At 73.4% G+C, this 16170-nt stretch carries 15 protein-coding genes; 7 read left to right on the forward strand and 8 right to left on the reverse strand.

Annotated features, from left to right (window positions below; translation table 11 throughout):
- Both AOK03_RS43450 and AOK03_RS43455 read right to left on the reverse strand, forming a co-directional pair.
- Window positions 1-1459: MFS transporter (locus tag AOK03_RS43450; protein WP_055566086.1), on the reverse strand; the 1459-nt coding region annotated here is incomplete at its 3' end.
- Complete coding sequence (locus AOK03_RS43455) at window positions 1456-2067, reverse strand: TetR/AcrR family transcriptional regulator (protein ID WP_055566049.1); 612 nt, start codon at window positions 2065-2067, stop codon at window positions 1456-1458. The genes AOK03_RS43450 and AOK03_RS43455, both read right to left, overlap by 4 nt.
- A gap of 127 nt (window positions 2068-2194) precedes the next feature.
- Here AOK03_RS43455 and AOK03_RS16640 point away from each other — a divergent pair, with 127 nt between their 5' ends.
- Window positions 2195-4414, forward strand: coding sequence for an NADP-dependent isocitrate dehydrogenase (locus AOK03_RS16640; protein ID WP_055566050.1), 2220 nt, complete (start codon window positions 2195-2197; stop codon window positions 4412-4414).
- Between the two features lie 71 nt (window positions 4415-4485).
- Here AOK03_RS16640 and AOK03_RS16645 read toward each other — a convergent pair whose 3' ends face one another.
- The 3 genes from AOK03_RS16645 to AOK03_RS16655 are packed head-to-tail and all read right to left on the reverse strand — an operon-like array spanning window position 4486 to window position 7849.
- Window positions 4486-5292 (reverse strand): ABC transporter permease, encoded by an 807-nt coding sequence (locus tag AOK03_RS16645; protein ID WP_055566051.1) that lies wholly within the window; start codon window positions 5290-5292, stop codon window positions 4486-4488.
- On the reverse strand, window positions 5289-6872 hold the full coding sequence (locus AOK03_RS16650) for an ABC-2 transporter permease (protein ID WP_055566052.1): 1584 nt from the start codon (window positions 6870-6872) through the stop codon (window positions 5289-5291). Before AOK03_RS16650 ends, AOK03_RS16645 begins: the two co-directional genes overlap by 4 nt.
- Complete coding sequence (locus AOK03_RS16655; RefSeq protein ID WP_079074768.1) at window positions 6869-7849, reverse strand: ABC transporter ATP-binding protein; 981 nt, start codon at window positions 7847-7849, stop codon at window positions 6869-6871. Before AOK03_RS16655 ends, AOK03_RS16650 begins: the two co-directional genes overlap by 4 nt.
- Window positions 7850-8033: 184 nt before the next feature.
- On the opposite strand from AOK03_RS16655, the gene AOK03_RS16660 reads away from it, so the two are divergent.
- Together AOK03_RS16660 and AOK03_RS16665 are read left to right on the forward strand one after the other, a co-directional pair.
- Entirely contained in the window at window positions 8034-9218 is a 1185-nt protein-coding gene (locus AOK03_RS16660; RefSeq protein WP_055566053.1) for a sensor histidine kinase, read from the forward strand.
- Window positions 9215-9904, forward strand: coding sequence for a response regulator (locus AOK03_RS16665; RefSeq protein ID WP_055566054.1), 690 nt, complete (start codon window positions 9215-9217; stop codon window positions 9902-9904). The genes AOK03_RS16660 and AOK03_RS16665 overlap by 4 nt, the downstream gene beginning before the upstream one ends.
- A 28-nt stretch (window positions 9905-9932) precedes the next feature.
- Here AOK03_RS16665 and AOK03_RS16670 read toward each other — a convergent pair whose 3' ends face one another.
- Complete coding sequence (locus AOK03_RS16670) at window positions 9933-10751, reverse strand: LysR family substrate-binding domain-containing protein (RefSeq protein WP_079074769.1); 819 nt, start codon at window positions 10749-10751, stop codon at window positions 9933-9935.
- Between the two features lie 57 nt (window positions 10752-10808).
- On the opposite strand from AOK03_RS16670, the gene AOK03_RS16675 reads away from it, so the two are divergent.
- The 3 genes from AOK03_RS16675 (at window position 10809) to AOK03_RS16685 (ending at window position 13427) form a co-directional block, all read left to right on the forward strand.
- Window positions 10809-11225 carry a DUF5997 family protein gene (locus AOK03_RS16675; RefSeq protein WP_055566056.1) on the forward strand — a complete coding sequence of 139 codons (417 nt, stop codon included), beginning with the start codon at window positions 10809-10811 and terminating at the stop codon, window positions 11223-11225.
- 54 nt (window positions 11226-11279) lie between these two features.
- On the forward strand, window positions 11280-12080 hold the full coding sequence (locus tag AOK03_RS16680) for an alpha/beta fold hydrolase (RefSeq protein ID WP_079074770.1): 801 nt from the start codon (window positions 11280-11282) through the stop codon (window positions 12078-12080).
- Window positions 12081-12149: 69 nt separating this feature from the next.
- Window positions 12150-13427, forward strand: coding sequence for a low temperature requirement protein A (locus tag AOK03_RS16685; RefSeq protein WP_055566088.1), 1278 nt, complete (start codon window positions 12150-12152; stop codon window positions 13425-13427).
- An 18-nt stretch (window positions 13428-13445) separates the two neighbouring features.
- On the opposite strand, the gene AOK03_RS16690 is transcribed toward AOK03_RS16685, so the two are convergent.
- Window positions 13446-14369: an RNA polymerase sigma-70 factor gene (locus AOK03_RS16690; protein WP_055566057.1), complete on the reverse strand. Its 924-nt coding sequence runs from the start codon at window positions 14367-14369 to the stop codon at window positions 13446-13448.
- Window positions 14370-14400: 31 nt separating this feature from the next.
- A complete protein-coding gene (locus tag AOK03_RS16695; protein WP_055566058.1) occupies window positions 14401-14874 on the reverse strand; it encodes a carboxymuconolactone decarboxylase family protein in 474 nt (157 codons plus the stop codon).
- Between the two features lie 227 nt (window positions 14875-15101).
- Between AOK03_RS16695 and AOK03_RS16700 the strand changes: the two genes are divergently transcribed.
- Window positions 15102-16151 carry an aldo/keto reductase gene (locus AOK03_RS16700; protein ID WP_055566059.1) on the forward strand — a complete coding sequence of 350 codons (1050 nt, stop codon included), beginning with the start codon at window positions 15102-15104 and terminating at the stop codon, window positions 16149-16151.
- Window positions 16152-16170: the final 19 nt, after the last annotated feature.

The following is a 16170-nucleotide window of genomic DNA, read 5'->3' on the forward strand; positions in this document are numbered from 1 at the left end:
GCGTGTCGGCGCGGGGCCGCGAGTGGCCGGGGGACGGTGCGGTCCGGCGCGGGAGTCGCGTCGCGGCCAGCGCGCCGAGTGCCGCCACCGCCGCCAGCGCCGTCAGCGTCGGGGGCATCGCCGCGAGGAACTCCGCCGCGGGCCACTGGGACCGGCCGTCCCGCGGGCCCGTCGCGGGTGAGGCGAACGTGGTCATCAAGGTGGTCGCCACGGCGATGCCCACCGTGGGGCCCACGTTCATCGCCGTCTGCTGGAGGCCGCCGGCGACCCCGGCGTCGGCCATCGGAGCCTGGCGCACGACGACGGCCGTCGCGGCGACCATCACCGTCCCGAACCCCGCCCCGACGAGCAGGAACGCGCCGCCGGTCGCCACCGGGCCCGACGCCGCGTCCAGGCGGGACAGGGCCAGTACGCCGAGGGCGAGCACCGTCATCGCCGCCGTGATCGTCCGCCGCGGCCCGTGCCGCCGCAGCACCACGGCCGAGAGCGGCGCGCTCACGACCATCAGCACGGCGAGCGGCAGTGCCCTCAGGGCACTGTCCAGCGGATCGAGGTCCAGCACGTCCTGGAGGTAGTACGTGCCGACGAAGAGCGCCCCGAACATCGCCGCGGACGCCGCCGTCAGGATGGCGAGCGCCGTCCCGACCCCGGCCGAGCGGAGCAGGCGGGGCGGCACCAGGGGGCTCGCGGCGCGCCGTTCGTGGCGTACGAACGCGGCGCACGCGACGGCCGCCGCCGAGAGGCCCGCCACGGCGGCCGGTGTCCAGCCGTGCTCCGGCACGGTGACGAGGGTGTGCACGAGGCAGGCCAGCGTCGCCGCGAGCAGGCCGGCGCCGGGCAGATCGAGCCCCGGTGCGGGCGCCTTCGGGCGCGCCGCCGGAACGCGCACCACCAGCGCCAGTACGCCGATCAGGAGCGCGGGCACCACGCTGAGGAAGAACACCGAGCGCCAGCCCAGCCGGGCGGCGAGCGCGCCGCCGACGAGCGGACCGGTGGCCGCCGCGAGGCCGATCGCGCCCATCCGCAGGGCGATCGGCATCCCGAGCCGGTCCGGCGGGAACGCGGCCCGCAGCATCCCGAGCGTCGCGGGCTGCAGCAACGCCCCGAAGACGCCCTGGGCCACGCGCAGCGCGATCACCCAGCCGATGCCGGACGCGAGGCCGACGCCCGCGGAGGCGGCCGCGAAGCCGAGCGTCCCGACGGCGAAGAGCCGCCTGTGCCCGTACCGGTCGCCGAGCCGCCCCGCGAAGACGAGCAGGCTCGCCACGGCGATCAGATAGCCGGTGCTCGTCCACTGCACCTGGGCGAACGAGGCGTCCAGATCGCGCTGCAGGGCGGGCTGGACGACGGTCAGCGCGGTGCCGTCGAGGGCGACGACCATGGCGCCGACGACACTGCAGGCGAGGGTGAGGTTCCGCGGCAAGCCCTGCGGGGGGTTCCGTCGGATCGCCGGAGTCATGACGCCTCCGGTCCGAGGTGCGCCGCCAGCGCCGCGTCGAGCAGCGCCCCCACGTCGTCCGCGCCCGTCGCCAGGCGCAGGCTGCCCCACCCCCACAGCTGCGCGATGCCGTGCAGGTTCGCCCACAGGGCGCCCGCGACGACCCGGGCCCCCGCGCCGGAGCCCGGACGGGCCTCGGCGACGAGGCCGACCAGCACGTCGAAGAGGGGCAGGCTGGTCTCCCGCAGGCCGAGCTGATTGCTCTCCAGGAGGTCGTGGCGGAACATCAGCTCGAACATCCCGCGGTGCGCCACGGCGAAGTCGAGGTAGGCCCGGCTCAGCGCCCTGAGCTGCGCACGAGCGTCCGGGACCGCGTCGGCACCGGCTCCCTCCTCGCGGCCCCCGACCACCGCCTTCTCCGCCTCGGCCGCCAGCTCCGCGAAGCCCCGCCGCGCGATGGCGGAGAGCAGCGACACATGTGTGGGGAAGTGGCGCCGGGGTGCCCCGTGGGAGACGCCCGCCCTGCGCGCGATCTCCCGCAGGGTCAGCGCCTGCACCCCCCGCGTCGCCACCAGCTCGACGCCCACGTCCACCAGCCGGGCCCGCAGCCCGGCGTCCTGTTCGGTCATAGACACTGTCTACTACATCGCGTAGACACTGTCTACGAAGAACGGACCGGAAGGCACTGTCCGTAAGGGGGTGGGTAGGAGATATCTTGATGTCGAGCAATGTTGCAGACGCGGAGCGGAGCACCCGGTGACTGACTCGACCATCATCTACACCCACACTGACGAGGCCCCGGCCCTGGCGACCCATTCGTTCTTGCCGGTGGTCCAGGCCTACGCCTCGACGGCCGGTGTCGGCGTGGAGACCCGCGACATCTCGCTCGCGGGGCGCATCATCGCGAGCTTCCCCGAGCGTCTGGAGGAGAGCCAGCGCATCTCCGACGCCCTCGCCGAGCTCGGCGAGCTGGCCAAGACGCCCGGGGCCAACATCATCAAGCTGCCGAACATCTCGGCCTCGATCCCGCAGCTCAAGGCCGCGATCGCCGAGCTGCAGGGCCAGGGCTACGCGCTCCCCGACTACCCGGACGACCCGAAGACCGACGAGGAGCGCGACGTCCGCGCCCGCTACGACAAGGTCAAGGGCAGCGCCGTCAACCCGGTCCTGCGCGAGGGCAACTCCGACCGCCGCGCCCCCGCGTCGGTCAAGAACTACGCCAAGGCGCACCCGCACCGCATGGGCGCCTGGACGGCCGACTCGAAGACGAACGTCGCCACCATGGGCGAGAACGACTTCCGGTCCACCGAGAAGTCCGCGGTGATCGCCGAGGCCGGTTCGCTGCGCATCGAGCTCACCGGTGACGACGGCTCCACCACCGTCCTGCGCGAGTCGGTACCGGTCCTCGCGGGCGAGGTCGTCGACGCCTCCGTCATGCGCGTCGCCGCGCTGCGCGAGTTCCTCAAGGAGCAGGTCGCCCGCGCCAAGGCCGAGGGCATCCTCTTCTCCGTGCACCTCAAGGCCACGATGATGAAGGTCTCCGACCCGATCGTCTTCGGCCACGTGGTCCGCGCCTTCTTCCCGAAGACCTTCGCGGCGCACGGCGAGACCCTCGCCGCCGCGGGCCTGACCCCGAACGACGGCCTCGGCGGCATCTTCAAGGGTCTGGAGTCGCTGCCCGAGGGTGCGGAGATCAAGGCGTCCTTCGAGGCCGAGCTGGCCGAGGGCCCGGAGCTGGCCATGGTCGACTCCGACAAGGGCATCTCCAACCTGCACGTCCCGAGCGACGTCATCGTCGACGCCTCCATGCCGGCCATGATCCGCACCTCCGGCCACATGTGGGGCCCGGACGGCGAGGAGCACGACACCCTGGCCGTCCTGCCGGACAGCAGCTACTCCGGCGTCTACCAGGTGGTCCTGGACGACTGCCGCGCCAACGGCGCCTTCGACCCGTCGACGATGGGCTCCGTCCCGAACGTCGGCCTGATGGCGCAGAAGGCCGAGGAGTACGGCAGCCACGACAAGACCTTCGAGGTCCAGACCACGGGCAACGTGCGGGTCCTCGACGGCGCTGGCAACGTCGTCCTGGAGCAGACCGTCGCCGCCGGTGACATCTTCCGCATGTGCCAGACCAAGGACCTGCCGATCCAGGACTGGGTGAAGCTCGCCGTCACCCGTGCCCGCGCCACCGGCAACCCGGCCGTCTTCTGGCTGGACGACACCCGCGCCCACGACGCCGTGCTCATCGGCAAGGTCGAGCAGTACCTCGCCGACCACGACACCGAGGGCCTGGACATCCGGATCATGGCTCCGGTCGAGGCGACCGCGTTCTCCCTGGAGCGCATCCGCCGCGGCGAGGACACGATCTCCGTCACGGGCAACGTCCTGCGCGACTACCTGACCGACCTCTTCCCGATCCTGGAGCTGGGCACCAGCGCCAAGATGCTGTCGGTCGTCCCGCTGATGAACGGCGGCGGCCTCTTCGAGACGGGCGCCGGCGGCTCCGCCCCGAAGCACGTCCAGCAGTTGGTCAAGGAGAACTACCTGCGCTGGGACAGCCTGGGCGAGTTCCTCGCCCTCGCGGTCAGCTTCGAGCACCTCGCCACGAAGACGGGCAACGCGCGCGCCCAGGTGCTCGCCGACACCCTCGACCGCGCCACCGGCTCGTTCCTGAACGAGAACAAGTCGCCGTCGCGTCGCCTCGGCGGCATCGACAACCGCGGCAGCCACTTCTACCTCGCCCTGTACTGGGCGCAGGAGCTGGCCAAGCAGACCGACGACGCGCAGCTCGCCGAGGCCTTCGCGGCCCTGGCCAAGACGCTGGGCGAGCAGGAGCAGACCATCGTCGACGAGCTCATCGCGGTGCAGGGCTCGCCGGCCGACATCGGCGGCTACTACCAGCCGGACGCGGCCAAGGCCGCCAAGGTCATGCGCCCGTCCGCGACGCTCAACCAGGCGCTCTCCATCCTGGGCTGACGCCTTCGCAGAGCATCACGAGGGGCCTCCCGCCTTGGCGGGAGGCCCCTCCCCGTTTCCGCACCGGACGCTCAGGCGTCGCGCGCACGCAGCACCAGCGCGCCCACCAGCAACGCCCCCGCCGCATAGCCGCCGAGCACCCCGATCCCCGCCCACGGCCCGATCGGCAGCCGATCGAGGCCGACGGTCGCACGGATCGCCAGCCCGGCCGTCGACGGGGTCAGCTCCTCGGCCCGCTCCCGCCAGTCGGGGTCGGCCAGCAGCCCGGCCAGCACCGGAAGGCCGTAGAAGAGGGCGAGGGCCGTGGTCGCCGCGGCCGCCGTGTCGCGCAGGGCGGTGGCCGTGCCGAGCCCGACCAGCGCGGCGAGCGACAGATAGAGGACCGATCCCAGGGCCGCCCGCAGAGTCGGCCCCGCCATGAGCCCCGGCACCGCGAACCCGTCGGCGGCCAGGAGCGCACGCCCCGCGAGCAGCGAACCGTACGCCCCGAGGGCGCCCGCCCCCGCGGTCAGCGCGCCCACCACCACAGCCTTGGCGGCCAGTACCCGCACCCGTCGCGGCTGGGCGGCCAGCGTCGTGCGGATGGTCCCGGTGCCGTACTCGCCGCTCATCGCGAGGACCGCGAGGACGACGACGGCGCCCTGCCCCACCCACACGCCCGTCAGGCTGAGCCGGACGGTGTCCTCGTGGCACTCGGCGGGCACCGGACAGTCCCCGGTGGACAGCGAGGCGGTGGTGAGGACGCCCGCCGCGACGGTCAGCACCACCGTGGCGAGCAGCAGCCACCAGGTGCTGGGCAGCGTACGGAGCTTCGTCCACTCCGCGTGCAGGGTGCCCAGGCCCCGGCCGCGGTTCCCTCGTCCCGTCCAGGGTGTCATGCGTCCCGCCTCCGCAGCCGCCACACCGCGGCGCCGAGCACCACGACGGCGTAGGCGGCGAGGGTCGCGAGGCCGGTCCAGGGGCCCTGCGGGTAACAGCCCTCCTCCGGCAGGCAGACGGTCGCCACCTGTCCGTAGCGCGGGAGGGTGTTCTGGATCGCGAACCCGGCGACGGGCGTGAGGCGTTGCACCGCGTGGGCGAGATCGAGCGGCAGTGTGCTGAGCAGGATCAGCGGCAGGACGAACACCACCACGACGACGGTGATCGCGGCCGCCGTGCTGCGCAGCAGCGCGCCGAGGCCCAGGGCGAGCACGGCGATCAGGGCGAGCACGGCGGCGGTGCCGATGACGGCACGCAGCATGGGGCCGTCGCCGAGGGCGATGTCGCCGAAAATCGGCGGCTTGTTGTCGCCGCGCAGCCGGGGTGCGCTGACCAGGTACGCGGTGAACGCCGCGACGAGCCCAGCGGCGAACGACACCGCGCCGATCACCACGGCCTTGGCGACGAGCACCCGGCCGCGTCGCGGGCTGAGCGCGAAGGTGGTGCGGATCATGCCCCGGCGGTACTCGGCGGTGACGAAGAGCACGCCGAGCGCGGCGATCAGGACCAGGCCCAACTGGGCGCCGTCCAGGACCATCACGGCCAGGTCGTTGGGCGGCGGCGCCGGGCCGATGTCGCCGGAGCCGCTGAGCGTGAAGGCGCTGCCGGTGCTCTCCCTGCCCTTCTCGTTCCCTCTGCCGTCCGTGCTCCGCAGCTCGCCCGAGGCGCGGGCCGGGTCCCCGCCGACGTCCGTGTGCTGCCAGGCCGCGGGGGCCGCGCGCCCGTCGAGCCGCACCTGTGCGAAGCGTGCCGTGGACGCCGAGGGGCGCTGGTCGACGGACGCGCTGCCGAACTCCCGCTCGCGCGACTGGATGTCGGGGGAGGCCACGAAGAAACCGGCCGCCACGGCGTCCGGGGCGCGCCCGGTGCTGTCCGGGCCGTCCAGGTCGACCGTGCCGACCTGCTGCCATGCGCGGCCGTCGGTGGACTCGTATCCGGTGACCTTCGCGCCGTCGCGGGTCAGGCGCAGCAGCCGGGAGTCGCCGGGCGAGGCGGCCGAGCCCGCCACGTCGCGGGTGAACCCGCTCTGCAGACGCACTCCGTGACGTGCGGTGAGCATGAGGGCGGCGTAGTCCGCCCCCGGCCGGGTGCTCTCCTTGACCAGCACTCCGGCCTTGGCCCACTCGGGCGTCGCGCCGGACCCCGTGGCGGCGGGCACGGACACCCGGGCCGTGATGCTGCCGTCGCCGGTGAGCGTGCGGTGGGCGAAGGAGAAGGCGTCCCGCACGGGTCGGCCGTCGGCGTCGGTGGGGCCCGGCGGGCCGCCGCCGCGGGCGGTCTCGGCCGTCGAACTGAGCGCCGAGAACAGGGAGACCAGGACGGTCACCAGAACCGCGCCGAGGAGGGTGACGCCCCAGCGGCGCACCGTGCGCCACTTGGTCCACTCGGCGTGCAGCAGCTGAGGGAACCCGTCGCGCACGGGGCGCCCGGCGCGGCCCACGGGCGCGGCCCCGGGGCGGCGTGACGTGGTGGTGGTCATCGCGCACCTTCCTCTTCCTCGAATTCCTCGAAGGAGGGGACGGCCGCGGCGGAGGGCCGCTGTTCCGCGTCCGCCGCGAACTGCACGGCGTCCCGGGTGAGTTCCATGTACGCCTCCTCCAGCGTCGCCCGGTGCGCGGCGATACCCGAGAACGCCACGCCCGCCCCGCCGAGCAGCGCCACGACGCGCTCCGCGTCGAGCCCCGACACGGCGAGGACGTCCCGGCCGGTGGCCGCGACGCCCGCGCCCGCCGCCGCGAGGACCGTCATCGCCCGGGTCCGTTCGTCGGTGCGCACCTCCACCCGGTCGTCCGACGCGGCGTCGAGCAGCTCGCGTACGCTCGTGTCGGCGATCACCCGGCCCCGGCCGATCACGATCAAGTGGTCCGCGGTGTCCTCCAGTTCGCTCATGAGGTGACTGGAGACGAGCACCGCCCGCCGCTCGGCGGCCAGCACCTTCAGGAACGTGCGGATCCACCGGATGCCCTCCGGATCCAGGCCGTTGACGGGCTCGTCGAAGAGCAGCACCGGCGGGTCGCCGAGCAGCGCCGCCGCGATGCCCAGCCGCTGCCGCATGCCCAGCGAGTAGCCGCCGACCCGCCGCCGCGCGACCCCGCCGAGCCCCGCCAGCTCCAGCACCTCGTCCACCCGCCGCACCGGGATCCGGTGCGAGTGCGCCATCCACAGCAGATGGTCCCGCCCCCGCCTGCTGGGGTGCACGGCGCCCGCGTCGAGCAGTGCGCCGACTTCGAGGAGCGGGGTGCGCAGCGCCGCGTAGGGACGCCCCCCGATCAGCGCGACGCCCCCGTCGGCGGTGTCCAGGCCGAGGAGGATCCGCAGCGTCGTCGACTTACCCGCGCCGTTGGGCCCCACGAACCCGGTCACCTGTCCCGGCTCCACGCGGAACGAGAGCCCGTCCACCGCCGTCACCGCCCCGAACCGCTTGCGCAGCTCCCGTACTTCGATGGTCGCCTCCATGCGCCCCTGCTCCTTCCCCCGGTGTCATCCGTACGAAGCGAGGCTAGGGACGCCGAGGGCGCGGGTCGTCACGCGCCGGAGCGTCTTCGTATCCCTCACACGAGGGACTCCACCGTGCCCGCCGCCGGTGACAATGACTCCCGTGAAGTCGCCGACTGCCGTAACTGCCGTACGGGGCAAGCGGATGTGGCCGCCCGGAGGGTCGCCCGAGGCGCCGGTGGTGGCCGCCGCGGTCCTCGCGCTCGCCGCCGCGGGCGAGGTGCTGCTGCGCGCGGACGGCCGCGTCCCGCTGCCGCTGGCACTGTCCCTCGCGCTGGCGGCCACGGCGCCGGTGGCGGTCCTCGCCGCGCCGCGGCGCCCGTCGGCAGGCAGCAGGGGCGTGGCGGCGGCGGCGTCGGCCGCGGCCGCGGCAGGACTGCTCGCGCTCACCCCGTTCCACGTCCTGACGGCGGCCGGACTGGCCGTGGTCCTCTTCGCCCTCCACCGGGCGGGCCTGCACGGCCCGAAGGTCCTCGCCGTGCTGCTGCCGCTGCCCTTCGTCGGTTACGCGATCACGGGGGCAGGGTTCCTCGCCGCGCTGATCGCCGCGGGCGCCGCCGCGGCGTCCGGGACCGGGCTCGCCCGCCGGGCCAGGGACACGGCGCTCGCCCACGACGCCACCGAACGCGCCATCGCCGACACCCTGCTCGCCCACGCGGCCCGCGGCGAACGCGCCAGGATCGCCAGGGAGCTGCACGACGTGGTCGCCCACCACATCTCGATGATCGCCGTCCAGGCCGAGACCGCCCGGCTCACCACCCCGGGCCTGCCCGCCGCCGGAGCCGAGCGCTTCCTGGCCATCGGTGACACCGCACGCACCGCCCTCACCGAGATGCGCCGGCTGCTCGGCGTGCTGCGCGAGGACGCGGGCCCGGCCGCCGCCGCACCGGAACGCCGACCGCAGCCCGGCATCGAACAGCTCGGGGAGCTCGTCGACGAGGCGAGGGACGCGTCGGGCGGCGCGCTGCGCCTGATCGTCGAGGGCCCGATGCGGCCCCTGGACGCGGGCGTCGAGCTCACCGCGTACCGCATCGTCCAGGAAGCTCTCACCAACGCCCGCAGGCATGCGCCCGGGGCCGCGATCGACGTCGAACTCCGTTACGGGCCCGGTAAGTTGCGCCTGCGCGTGCGCGACAACGGACCGAGCCCGCACTCGTCGACGGACCACGACGACGGCCACGGCCTGCTCGGCATGCGTGAACGCGCCGCGATGGTGGGCGGCACGCTGCGGGCGGGCCCGGCGTCCGGGGGCGGCTTCCTGATCGAGGCGACGTTCCCCGTGCCGCCCGGGGAGCCCCGCGCCCGAGAGTCCCGGGAGCAGGCCGCGTGAGCAGCCGCCCGCACGGGCCCGCGCCCTTGCGCATCGTCATCGCCGACGACCACGAGGTCGTGCGCGTCGGCTACGCCGGACTGCTCGCCACACAGCCCGACTTCGCCGTCGTCGGCACGGCGGCGGACGGCGCGGCGGCGGTCCGCCTCTGCCGGGAGCTGCGGCCCGACCTGGTCCTGATGGACGTACGGATGCCGGTGATGGACGGCATCGAGGCGACCGGCCGGCTGGCGGGGACGGACACCCGCGTCCTCATCCTCACCACCTTCGACCTCGACGAGCACGTGTACGACGCGCTGGGTGCCGGGGCCGCGGGCTTCCTGCTCAAGGACGTCACCGCGGAGCACCTCTTCGACGCGGTCCGCGTGGTCGCCGCGGGCGAGGGGCTGCTCGCGCCGACGGTCACCCGCCGTCTCATCGCCGAGTTCGCCCGCATCCGCCCCACCCGCACGGGCAGGCCCACGCCGCGCCTGGACTCCCTGACACCCCGCGAGACCGAGGTGCTCGGACTCGTCGCGGAAGGCCTCTCCAACCCGGAGATCGCCGCACGCCTGCACGTCGGCGAGGAGACCGTGAAGACCCACGTGAGCCGCGTCCTCGCCAAGCTGGGACTGCGGGACCGGACGCAGGCGGTGGTGGCGGCGTACGAGTCGGGGTTGGTGGTGCCGGGGATGTCGGACGGGTGAGTCGCGCCGCCCCGAGGCGTCCCGGGCCCTAGGAGCGGCGGCGGGGCTTGCCGCGCTTGGCGGCCGCGGAGCCGCGCCCGCCCTTGCCCGTCGACCTGCCCGCGCCCGTCGGCTTCCCGGCGGACTTGGCACCGCCCTTGCCGGTTCCGGCCGGCTTCCGCTTCGCCTGGAGCGCCGCCTTGGCCCTGGCCACGTCCTTGTCCGTGCCGTTGCCCTTGCCCTTCGGCGGGGTCTGGGCCCGGCCCCGGGAACTGTTGACCGTCCGGCCACGGACGATCCCGATGAAGTCCTCGACCAGATCCGTGGTCTCGGCCTCCGGCCACGACAGGGCGACGCGCGACTCCGGAGCGCCCGTTACCGGGCGGTAGGTGAGGTCCTTGCGGTGGTACAGGCGGGCGAGGGACTGCGGCACGACGAGGAGCCCCACTCCCGCCGCGACCAGCTCGACCGCGTCCTCGGTCGTCGCGGGACGCTCGTACGCGGGCAGTCCGGGCCGCCGCTCCCACTCCAGCGTCTCGTCCAGCGGGTGGAACACGACCTCGTCGGCGAGATCGTCGAGGGACACCTCGTCGACCGCGGCCACGACGTGGTCCTTCGGGATCACGACGACCGTCGTCTCGGTGTAGAGAGGGATCGCGCTGAGGTCCGTACGGTCGATCGGCAACCGCACGAAACCGGCGTCGGCGCCGCCCGCGCGCAGTACGCCGGGCACCTCGGCCGCGGACACGGTGAGGAGGGTCAGCGGGACGTCGGGCAGCCGCTCGTTCCAGATACGCACCCATTTGGCGGGCGTCACCCCTGGGACGTAGGCGAGCTGGAACGAAGGGGATACTTCCGAGCCTGTCACCTCGCCAGGCTACCCGGCGTGGTCGGGAGTAGCGCACACGCTCGATACCCTGGACCCATGACGTCGCACCAGACCACCCAGACCATGAAGCCCGCGACCGCGGCGAAGAAGCTGGGTGTGTACCTCCAGGCCACGCCCGCCGAATTCCAGGAGGGCGTCGTCTCGCGCAGCGAGCTCAACGCGCTGCAGGCCGACCCGCCCGAGTGGCTCCAGGAGCTGCGCCGCAACGGCCCGCACCCCCGTCCCGTCGTCGCGGCCAAGCTCGGCGTCTCCATCGCGGGCCTCGCGCGCGGCGGAGTGACCGAGCCGCTCACCACGGAGCAGATCGACGCGCTGAAGGCGGAGCAGCCCGGCTGGCTGCGCCAGGAGCGCGCCACGCAGGCCGACGTGCGCAAGGACGCGGTGCGCATCAAGGAGAAGCACGCGGAGCAGGCCGAGAAGCGGGCGGCACGCGGCGAGGACCCGCGCGGATGAGCCGGTCTCGGGGCTGATCGCGGGTTGACCGCGGCTGATCAGGGGGGATCCGGCATGGCCACGGACACGGCAGACACAACCAGCGCGACAGACGCGGTGCGCGCAACGGACGCGACGCGCGCGGCCGAAGCGCCACCCATCGTCTTCGTGCACGGAACCCGCTTCAGCGCGGGGCAGTGGAGCCCCCAACTGACCGCGCTGCGGGACGACTTCCCCGTCGCCGCGGTCGACCTGCCCGGCCACGGGGCCCGCTCCGCGCAGCCCTGGAGCCTCGCCGCGGCGACGGAGATCATCGCGTCCGCCGTGGACTCGCTCGACCGCGGACCGGCCCTGGTCGTCGGCCACTCCCTCGGCGGGTACGCCGCGCTGGAGTTCGCCCGCCGCCACCCGGACCGGCTGCGCGGGCTCGTCCTCGCGGGGGCCAGCGCGTCGACGCGCGGCGCGTGGGCCACGCCGTACCGGGTGGTCGCCCGGCTCGTCACCCGGCTGCCCGCCGACCGGCTGGCCCGGTGGAACGACCGCGCGCTCCGGCGGCTGTACCCGCCGCGGACGGTGGCGGAGACCATCCGCTCCGGCTACGCGTTCCACACGCTGCCGGACGCCTGGGGCGAGGTCATCGGCCGCTTCGACGCGAGCGCGATGCGGCACGTGGCGGCGCCCGTCCTCATCCTCAACGGCGAGAAGGACACCGTCTTCCGGTCCGGCGCGGCGGAATTCGCCCGCGCCCATCCTCAGGCCCGCATCGAGCTGATCCCCGGGGCACGCCACCTCGCCAACTTCGACGAGCCGGACGCCTTCACCTGCGCGGTGCGCCGCTTCGCGGGCCGACTGCCGGGCTCACCCGAGGCCGCCTGAGTTCTCCCGCAGGTAGTCACGCGGCATCCCGCACTGCGGGCGCACCCGTCCTGCGTCATCATGCTGTTCATGAGCGACTCCGAACGCGCGGCTGCCCAAAGGAGCGGTCTGGCGCACCGGCTGCTGCCGATGAGCGGCCGCGACCCGGAGGAGCACGGCCGGGTGTCCACGCCGCTGGAGCTGCTGTACGACCTGACCTTCGTGGTCGCGGTCGGCACCGCGGCCTCCCGGTTCGCCGAGATGGTCGCCGAGGGCCACGCCGTGCAGGCGATCACCGCGTTCGCCCTGGCGATGTTCGCGATCAGCGTCGCCTGGATCAGCTTCAGCTGGTTCGCCTCCGCGTTCGGCACCGACGACTGGCTGTACCGGGCGCTGACGATGGTGCAGATGGTCGGCGTCGTCGTGTTCTCGCTCGGCCTGCCCGCGATGTTCCACTCCCTCGACGAGGGCGGCCACCTCGAACTGCGCGCGATGGTCATCGGATACGTGGTGATGCGGATCGCGATGGTGCTGCAGTGGTGGCGGGCCGCCCGGGGTTCCCCCGCGTTCCGCGATGTGGGGATGGCGAACATCAGGTGGACCGTGATCGCCCAGGTCGGCTGGGTCGTGGTCGGGTTCGTGCACCTGCCGCTCGCCGTCCTGTTCGCCGCCTTCGTCGTGCTCGCGGTCCTGGAGCTGGTGCTGCCCGTCCTCACCCAGGGCGGCGCGGGCGGCACGCCCTGGCACCCGCACCACGTCGCGGAGCGGTACGGCCTGTTCGCCATCATCACGCTCGGCGAGGGCGTCGTCGGCACCGTCGCCTCCTCGGGCGACCTCCTCGGCGGCGCGGACGGGACGTCCTGGACCGGGAACGCGGTCGCCGTCGTCGTCGCCGGTGTCGGGCTGACCTTCGGCATGTGGTGGGTGTACTTCGCCACGCCGTTCGGCGACATCCTGGTCCACCGCCGTCGCCGCGGATACCTCTTCGGCTACGGACACATCCCGCTCTTCATCGGCATCGCGGGCGCGGGGGCCGGGCTGCACGTGGCGGGCCTGCAGCTGGAGCACCACGCGAAGATCGGCGAGACCGCCGTCGTGCTCGCCCTGGCCCTGCCCGTCGGCCTCTACCTGCTGATGGTCTACCTGCTGCACACGCTGCTGCTGTCCGCGGCGGACCGCTTCCACCTGCTGCTGATCTCCCTCACCCTCGTGGTCCTTGCCGCGGCGGTCCTCTTGTCCCTCGCAGGCGTCGCGGTCGCGGTGTGCCTGCTCGTGGTGATGCTCGCCCCGTTCGTCACCGTGATCGGCTACGAGACGGTCGGCCACCGCCACCAGGGGCAGATGCTGGCGGACCTCCGCGCGGGCTGACGCCCTCCCGGACAGGGCCTAGTCCGGGAGGCGGTGCGCCTGTCGCGTCGCGCGGTCGATGGCCCAGATGTCCGCAGGCTCGCCCAGGTGCCGCAGCTTGTCGGGGTTGACCACCAGGCGGATCATCCGGATCCGGCCGTCGGCCACGTCCAGCCCCAGCGTGTGGATGACCTTGCCGTCGCGGTCGCGGAAGACCGCACCGGGCCGGCTGTTGATCTCGTGCGTCTCGTACGTCACGCCGATCCCGGCCATCCGCGGGTAGGCCATCGCCAGCACCCGGGTCACCCGGTCCACGCCCGTGAGGGGTTTGGTCAGCTGCGGGCCGTTGCCGCCGCTGTCGCCGATCATCGACACCTCGGCGGAGAGCAGCGCCTGCAGCCCGGCCACATTGCCCTCGCTGAGCGCGTCGAAGAACCGCGACGCCAGCTCGTCCCGCTCCTTGCGGGCCGCCTCGAACCGGGGCTGCCCCGCCCGCATGTGCCGCCGCGCCCGCACGAGGAGCTGCCGGCAGGCCGCCGCCGACCGCTCCACCGCCGCGGCGACCTCGTCGAACTCGAAGCCGAACACGTCCCGCAGCACGAACACGGCCCGCTCCAGCGGACTGAGTCGCTCCAGCAGGACGAGGGCCGCCATCGACACCGACTCGGCCAGCTCCACCGAGCGCGCCGGATCCTGGTACGGATCGTTGAGCAGCGGCTCGGGGAACCACGGCCCCACGTACTGCTCCCGACGCACCCGCGCCGAACGCAGCACGTCGATCGAGATCCGGGTGACCGTGGCGGACAGAAAGGCCTTGGTCGAGGCGGGCGAGGTCGTCGAGCCGTCGTAGCGCAGCCATGTCTCCTGCACCGCGTCCTCCGCCTCGCCCACGCCGCCCAGGATCCGATAGGCGATGGAGAACAGCAGCGGCCGCAGCTCCTCGAACTCCTCGACCTTGCTCACATGGCCCCCCGGTCCTCGATGTCCCGCTCGATCAGTGGATCTGCCCCGGCTCGTAGTCGCCCGCGGGCTGCCGAGTGATGACGTTCAGCCGGTTCACCATATTCATGAAAGCGATGTGGACCACCAGCGCGGTGAGCTGCTCCTCGTCGTAGTGCTTGGCGGCACGCTCCCACACCGCGTCGTCGACCCCGCCCGCCGCGTCCCCGACCCGGGTGCCCTCCTCGGCCAGTTCGAGCGCGGCACGCTCGGCCTCGGTGAAGACCGTGGCCTCCCGCCACGCGGCCACCAGGTGCAGCCGCAACGGGGTCTCGCCCGCGTGGGCGGCCTCCTTGGTGTGCATGTCGATGCAGCCGGCGCAGCCGTTGATCTGACTGACCCTGAGCGCCACCAGCTCCTGTGTCGCCGACGGCAGGGTCGAGTCCTGCAGCGTCCTGGCCCCCGAGATGAAGTGCTTGATCGCCTTGGCGGCGCCGGGCTGGGCCATGTAGTTCAGTCGCGCGTCCATCGGGTGCTCCTTGGGGTTCGTCCGTCGCTACACCCCCGAGACGAGACAGCCCTGCGCCCTGTGACATGACGGAATGTGACCTGCGTCTCGGCCCGGTGGGCCGACGGCTGTCCGCGCGCCGTCCTTCGCCCCTCCCGCCCCTCTTGCTCCGCGCCGCCCTTGCCTTGGAGCGCACTCCACCTCGTATGGTCACGGCGTCCAAGTGGGCGAATTCCAAGGAGAGTCGCATGCGCTACCGCGTTCTGGGCGGAACCGGCATAGAGGTGAGCCCCTACTGCCTCGGCACCATGATGTTCGGCCATGTCGGCAACGGCGACCACGACGACTGCGCCCGGATCATCCACGCCGCGCTGGACGAGGGGATCAACTTCGTCGACACCGCCGACATGTACTCGGCGGGGGAGTCGGAGACGATCGTCGGGAAGGCGCTGAAGGGCCGCCGCGACGACGTGGTGCTCGCGACCAAGGTCCACTTCCCGATGGGGGAAGGCCCCAACCGCGGCGGCAACTCGCGGCGTTGGATCGTCAAGGAGGTCGAGGAGAGCCTGCGGCGCCTGGACACCGACTGGATCGACCTGTACCAGGTGCACCGGCCGGACCACACGACCGACATCGAGGAGACGCTCTCCGCCCTCACCGACCTGGTGCGCCAGGGCAAGATCCGGGCGTTCGGCTGCTCCACGTTCCCCGCCGACGAGATCGTCGAGGCGCACCACGTGGCCGACCGGCGTGGCCTCCAGCGTTTCCGCACCGAGCAGCCGCCGTACTCCCTCCTCGCCCGCGGCATCGAGAAGCGCGTGCTGCCGGTCGCCGAGCGCCTCGGCATGGGCGTGCTGACGTGGTCCCCGCTGGCCTCGGGCTTCCTGACCGGGCGCTACCGCAAGGGCCAGGACCTCGACCTGACCAGCGGACGCCCCACCCTGCACCCGGGCCGCTTCGACCCGTCGGCGCCGCTCACCGCCGCGAAGCTGGAGGCCGTGGAGCAGTTCGTCGCCGTGGCGGAGGAACTGGGCTGCACGCTGCCGGAGTTGGCGATCGCCTTCCCGCTCGCACATCCCGCCGTCACCTCGGTGATCATCGGTCCGCGCACGATGGAGCAGCTGCACGCCACCCTCAAGGGCGCGTCCGTGGCCCTGGACGACGCGACCCTCGACCGCCTCGACGAGATCGTCCCGCCCGGCACCGACATCTATCCCCCGGACGGCGTCTGGACCCCGCCCGCGCTCGCCACTCCGTCGCTCCGACGCCGCCCCGCGGAGGCCAGGCCCGCCGTCTGAGGACGTCGCCCGCGGCCAG

The organism is Streptomyces atriruber (assembly GCF_001418325.1).
Lineage (GTDB): Bacteria > Actinomycetota > Actinomycetes > Streptomycetales > Streptomycetaceae > Streptomyces > Streptomyces atriruber.

Excerpts from the sequence above, each read along its gene's own strand:
- AOK03_RS43455 (WP_055566049.1), bottom strand. The coding sequence starts at position 2,067 with ATGACCGAACAGGACGCCGGGCTGCGGGCCCGGCTGGTGGACGTGGGC.
- AOK03_RS16645 (WP_055566051.1), bottom strand. The coding sequence starts at position 5,292 with ATGACACCCTGGACGGGACGAGGGAACCGCGGCCGGGGCCTGGGCACC.
- AOK03_RS16650 (WP_055566052.1), bottom strand. The coding sequence starts at position 6,872 with ATGACCACCACCACGTCACGCCGCCCCGGGGCCGCGCCCGTGGGCCGC.
- AOK03_RS16655 (WP_079074768.1), bottom strand. The coding sequence starts at position 7,849 with ATGGAGGCGACCATCGAAGTACGGGAGCTGCGCAAGCGGTTCGGGGCG.
- AOK03_RS16660 (WP_055566053.1), top strand. The coding sequence starts at position 8,034 with ATGTGGCCGCCCGGAGGGTCGCCCGAGGCGCCGGTGGTGGCCGCCGCG.
- AOK03_RS16675 (WP_055566056.1), top strand. The coding sequence starts at position 10,809 with ATGACGTCGCACCAGACCACCCAGACCATGAAGCCCGCGACCGCGGCG.
- AOK03_RS16680 (WP_079074770.1), top strand. The coding sequence starts at position 11,280 with ATGGCCACGGACACGGCAGACACAACCAGCGCGACAGACGCGGTGCGC.
- AOK03_RS16685 (WP_055566088.1), top strand. The coding sequence starts at position 12,150 with ATGAGCGACTCCGAACGCGCGGCTGCCCAAAGGAGCGGTCTGGCGCAC.
- AOK03_RS16695 (WP_055566058.1), bottom strand. The coding sequence starts at position 14,874 with ATGGACGCGCGACTGAACTACATGGCCCAGCCCGGCGCCGCCAAGGCG.
- AOK03_RS16700 (WP_055566059.1), top strand. The coding sequence starts at position 15,102 with ATGCGCTACCGCGTTCTGGGCGGAACCGGCATAGAGGTGAGCCCCTAC.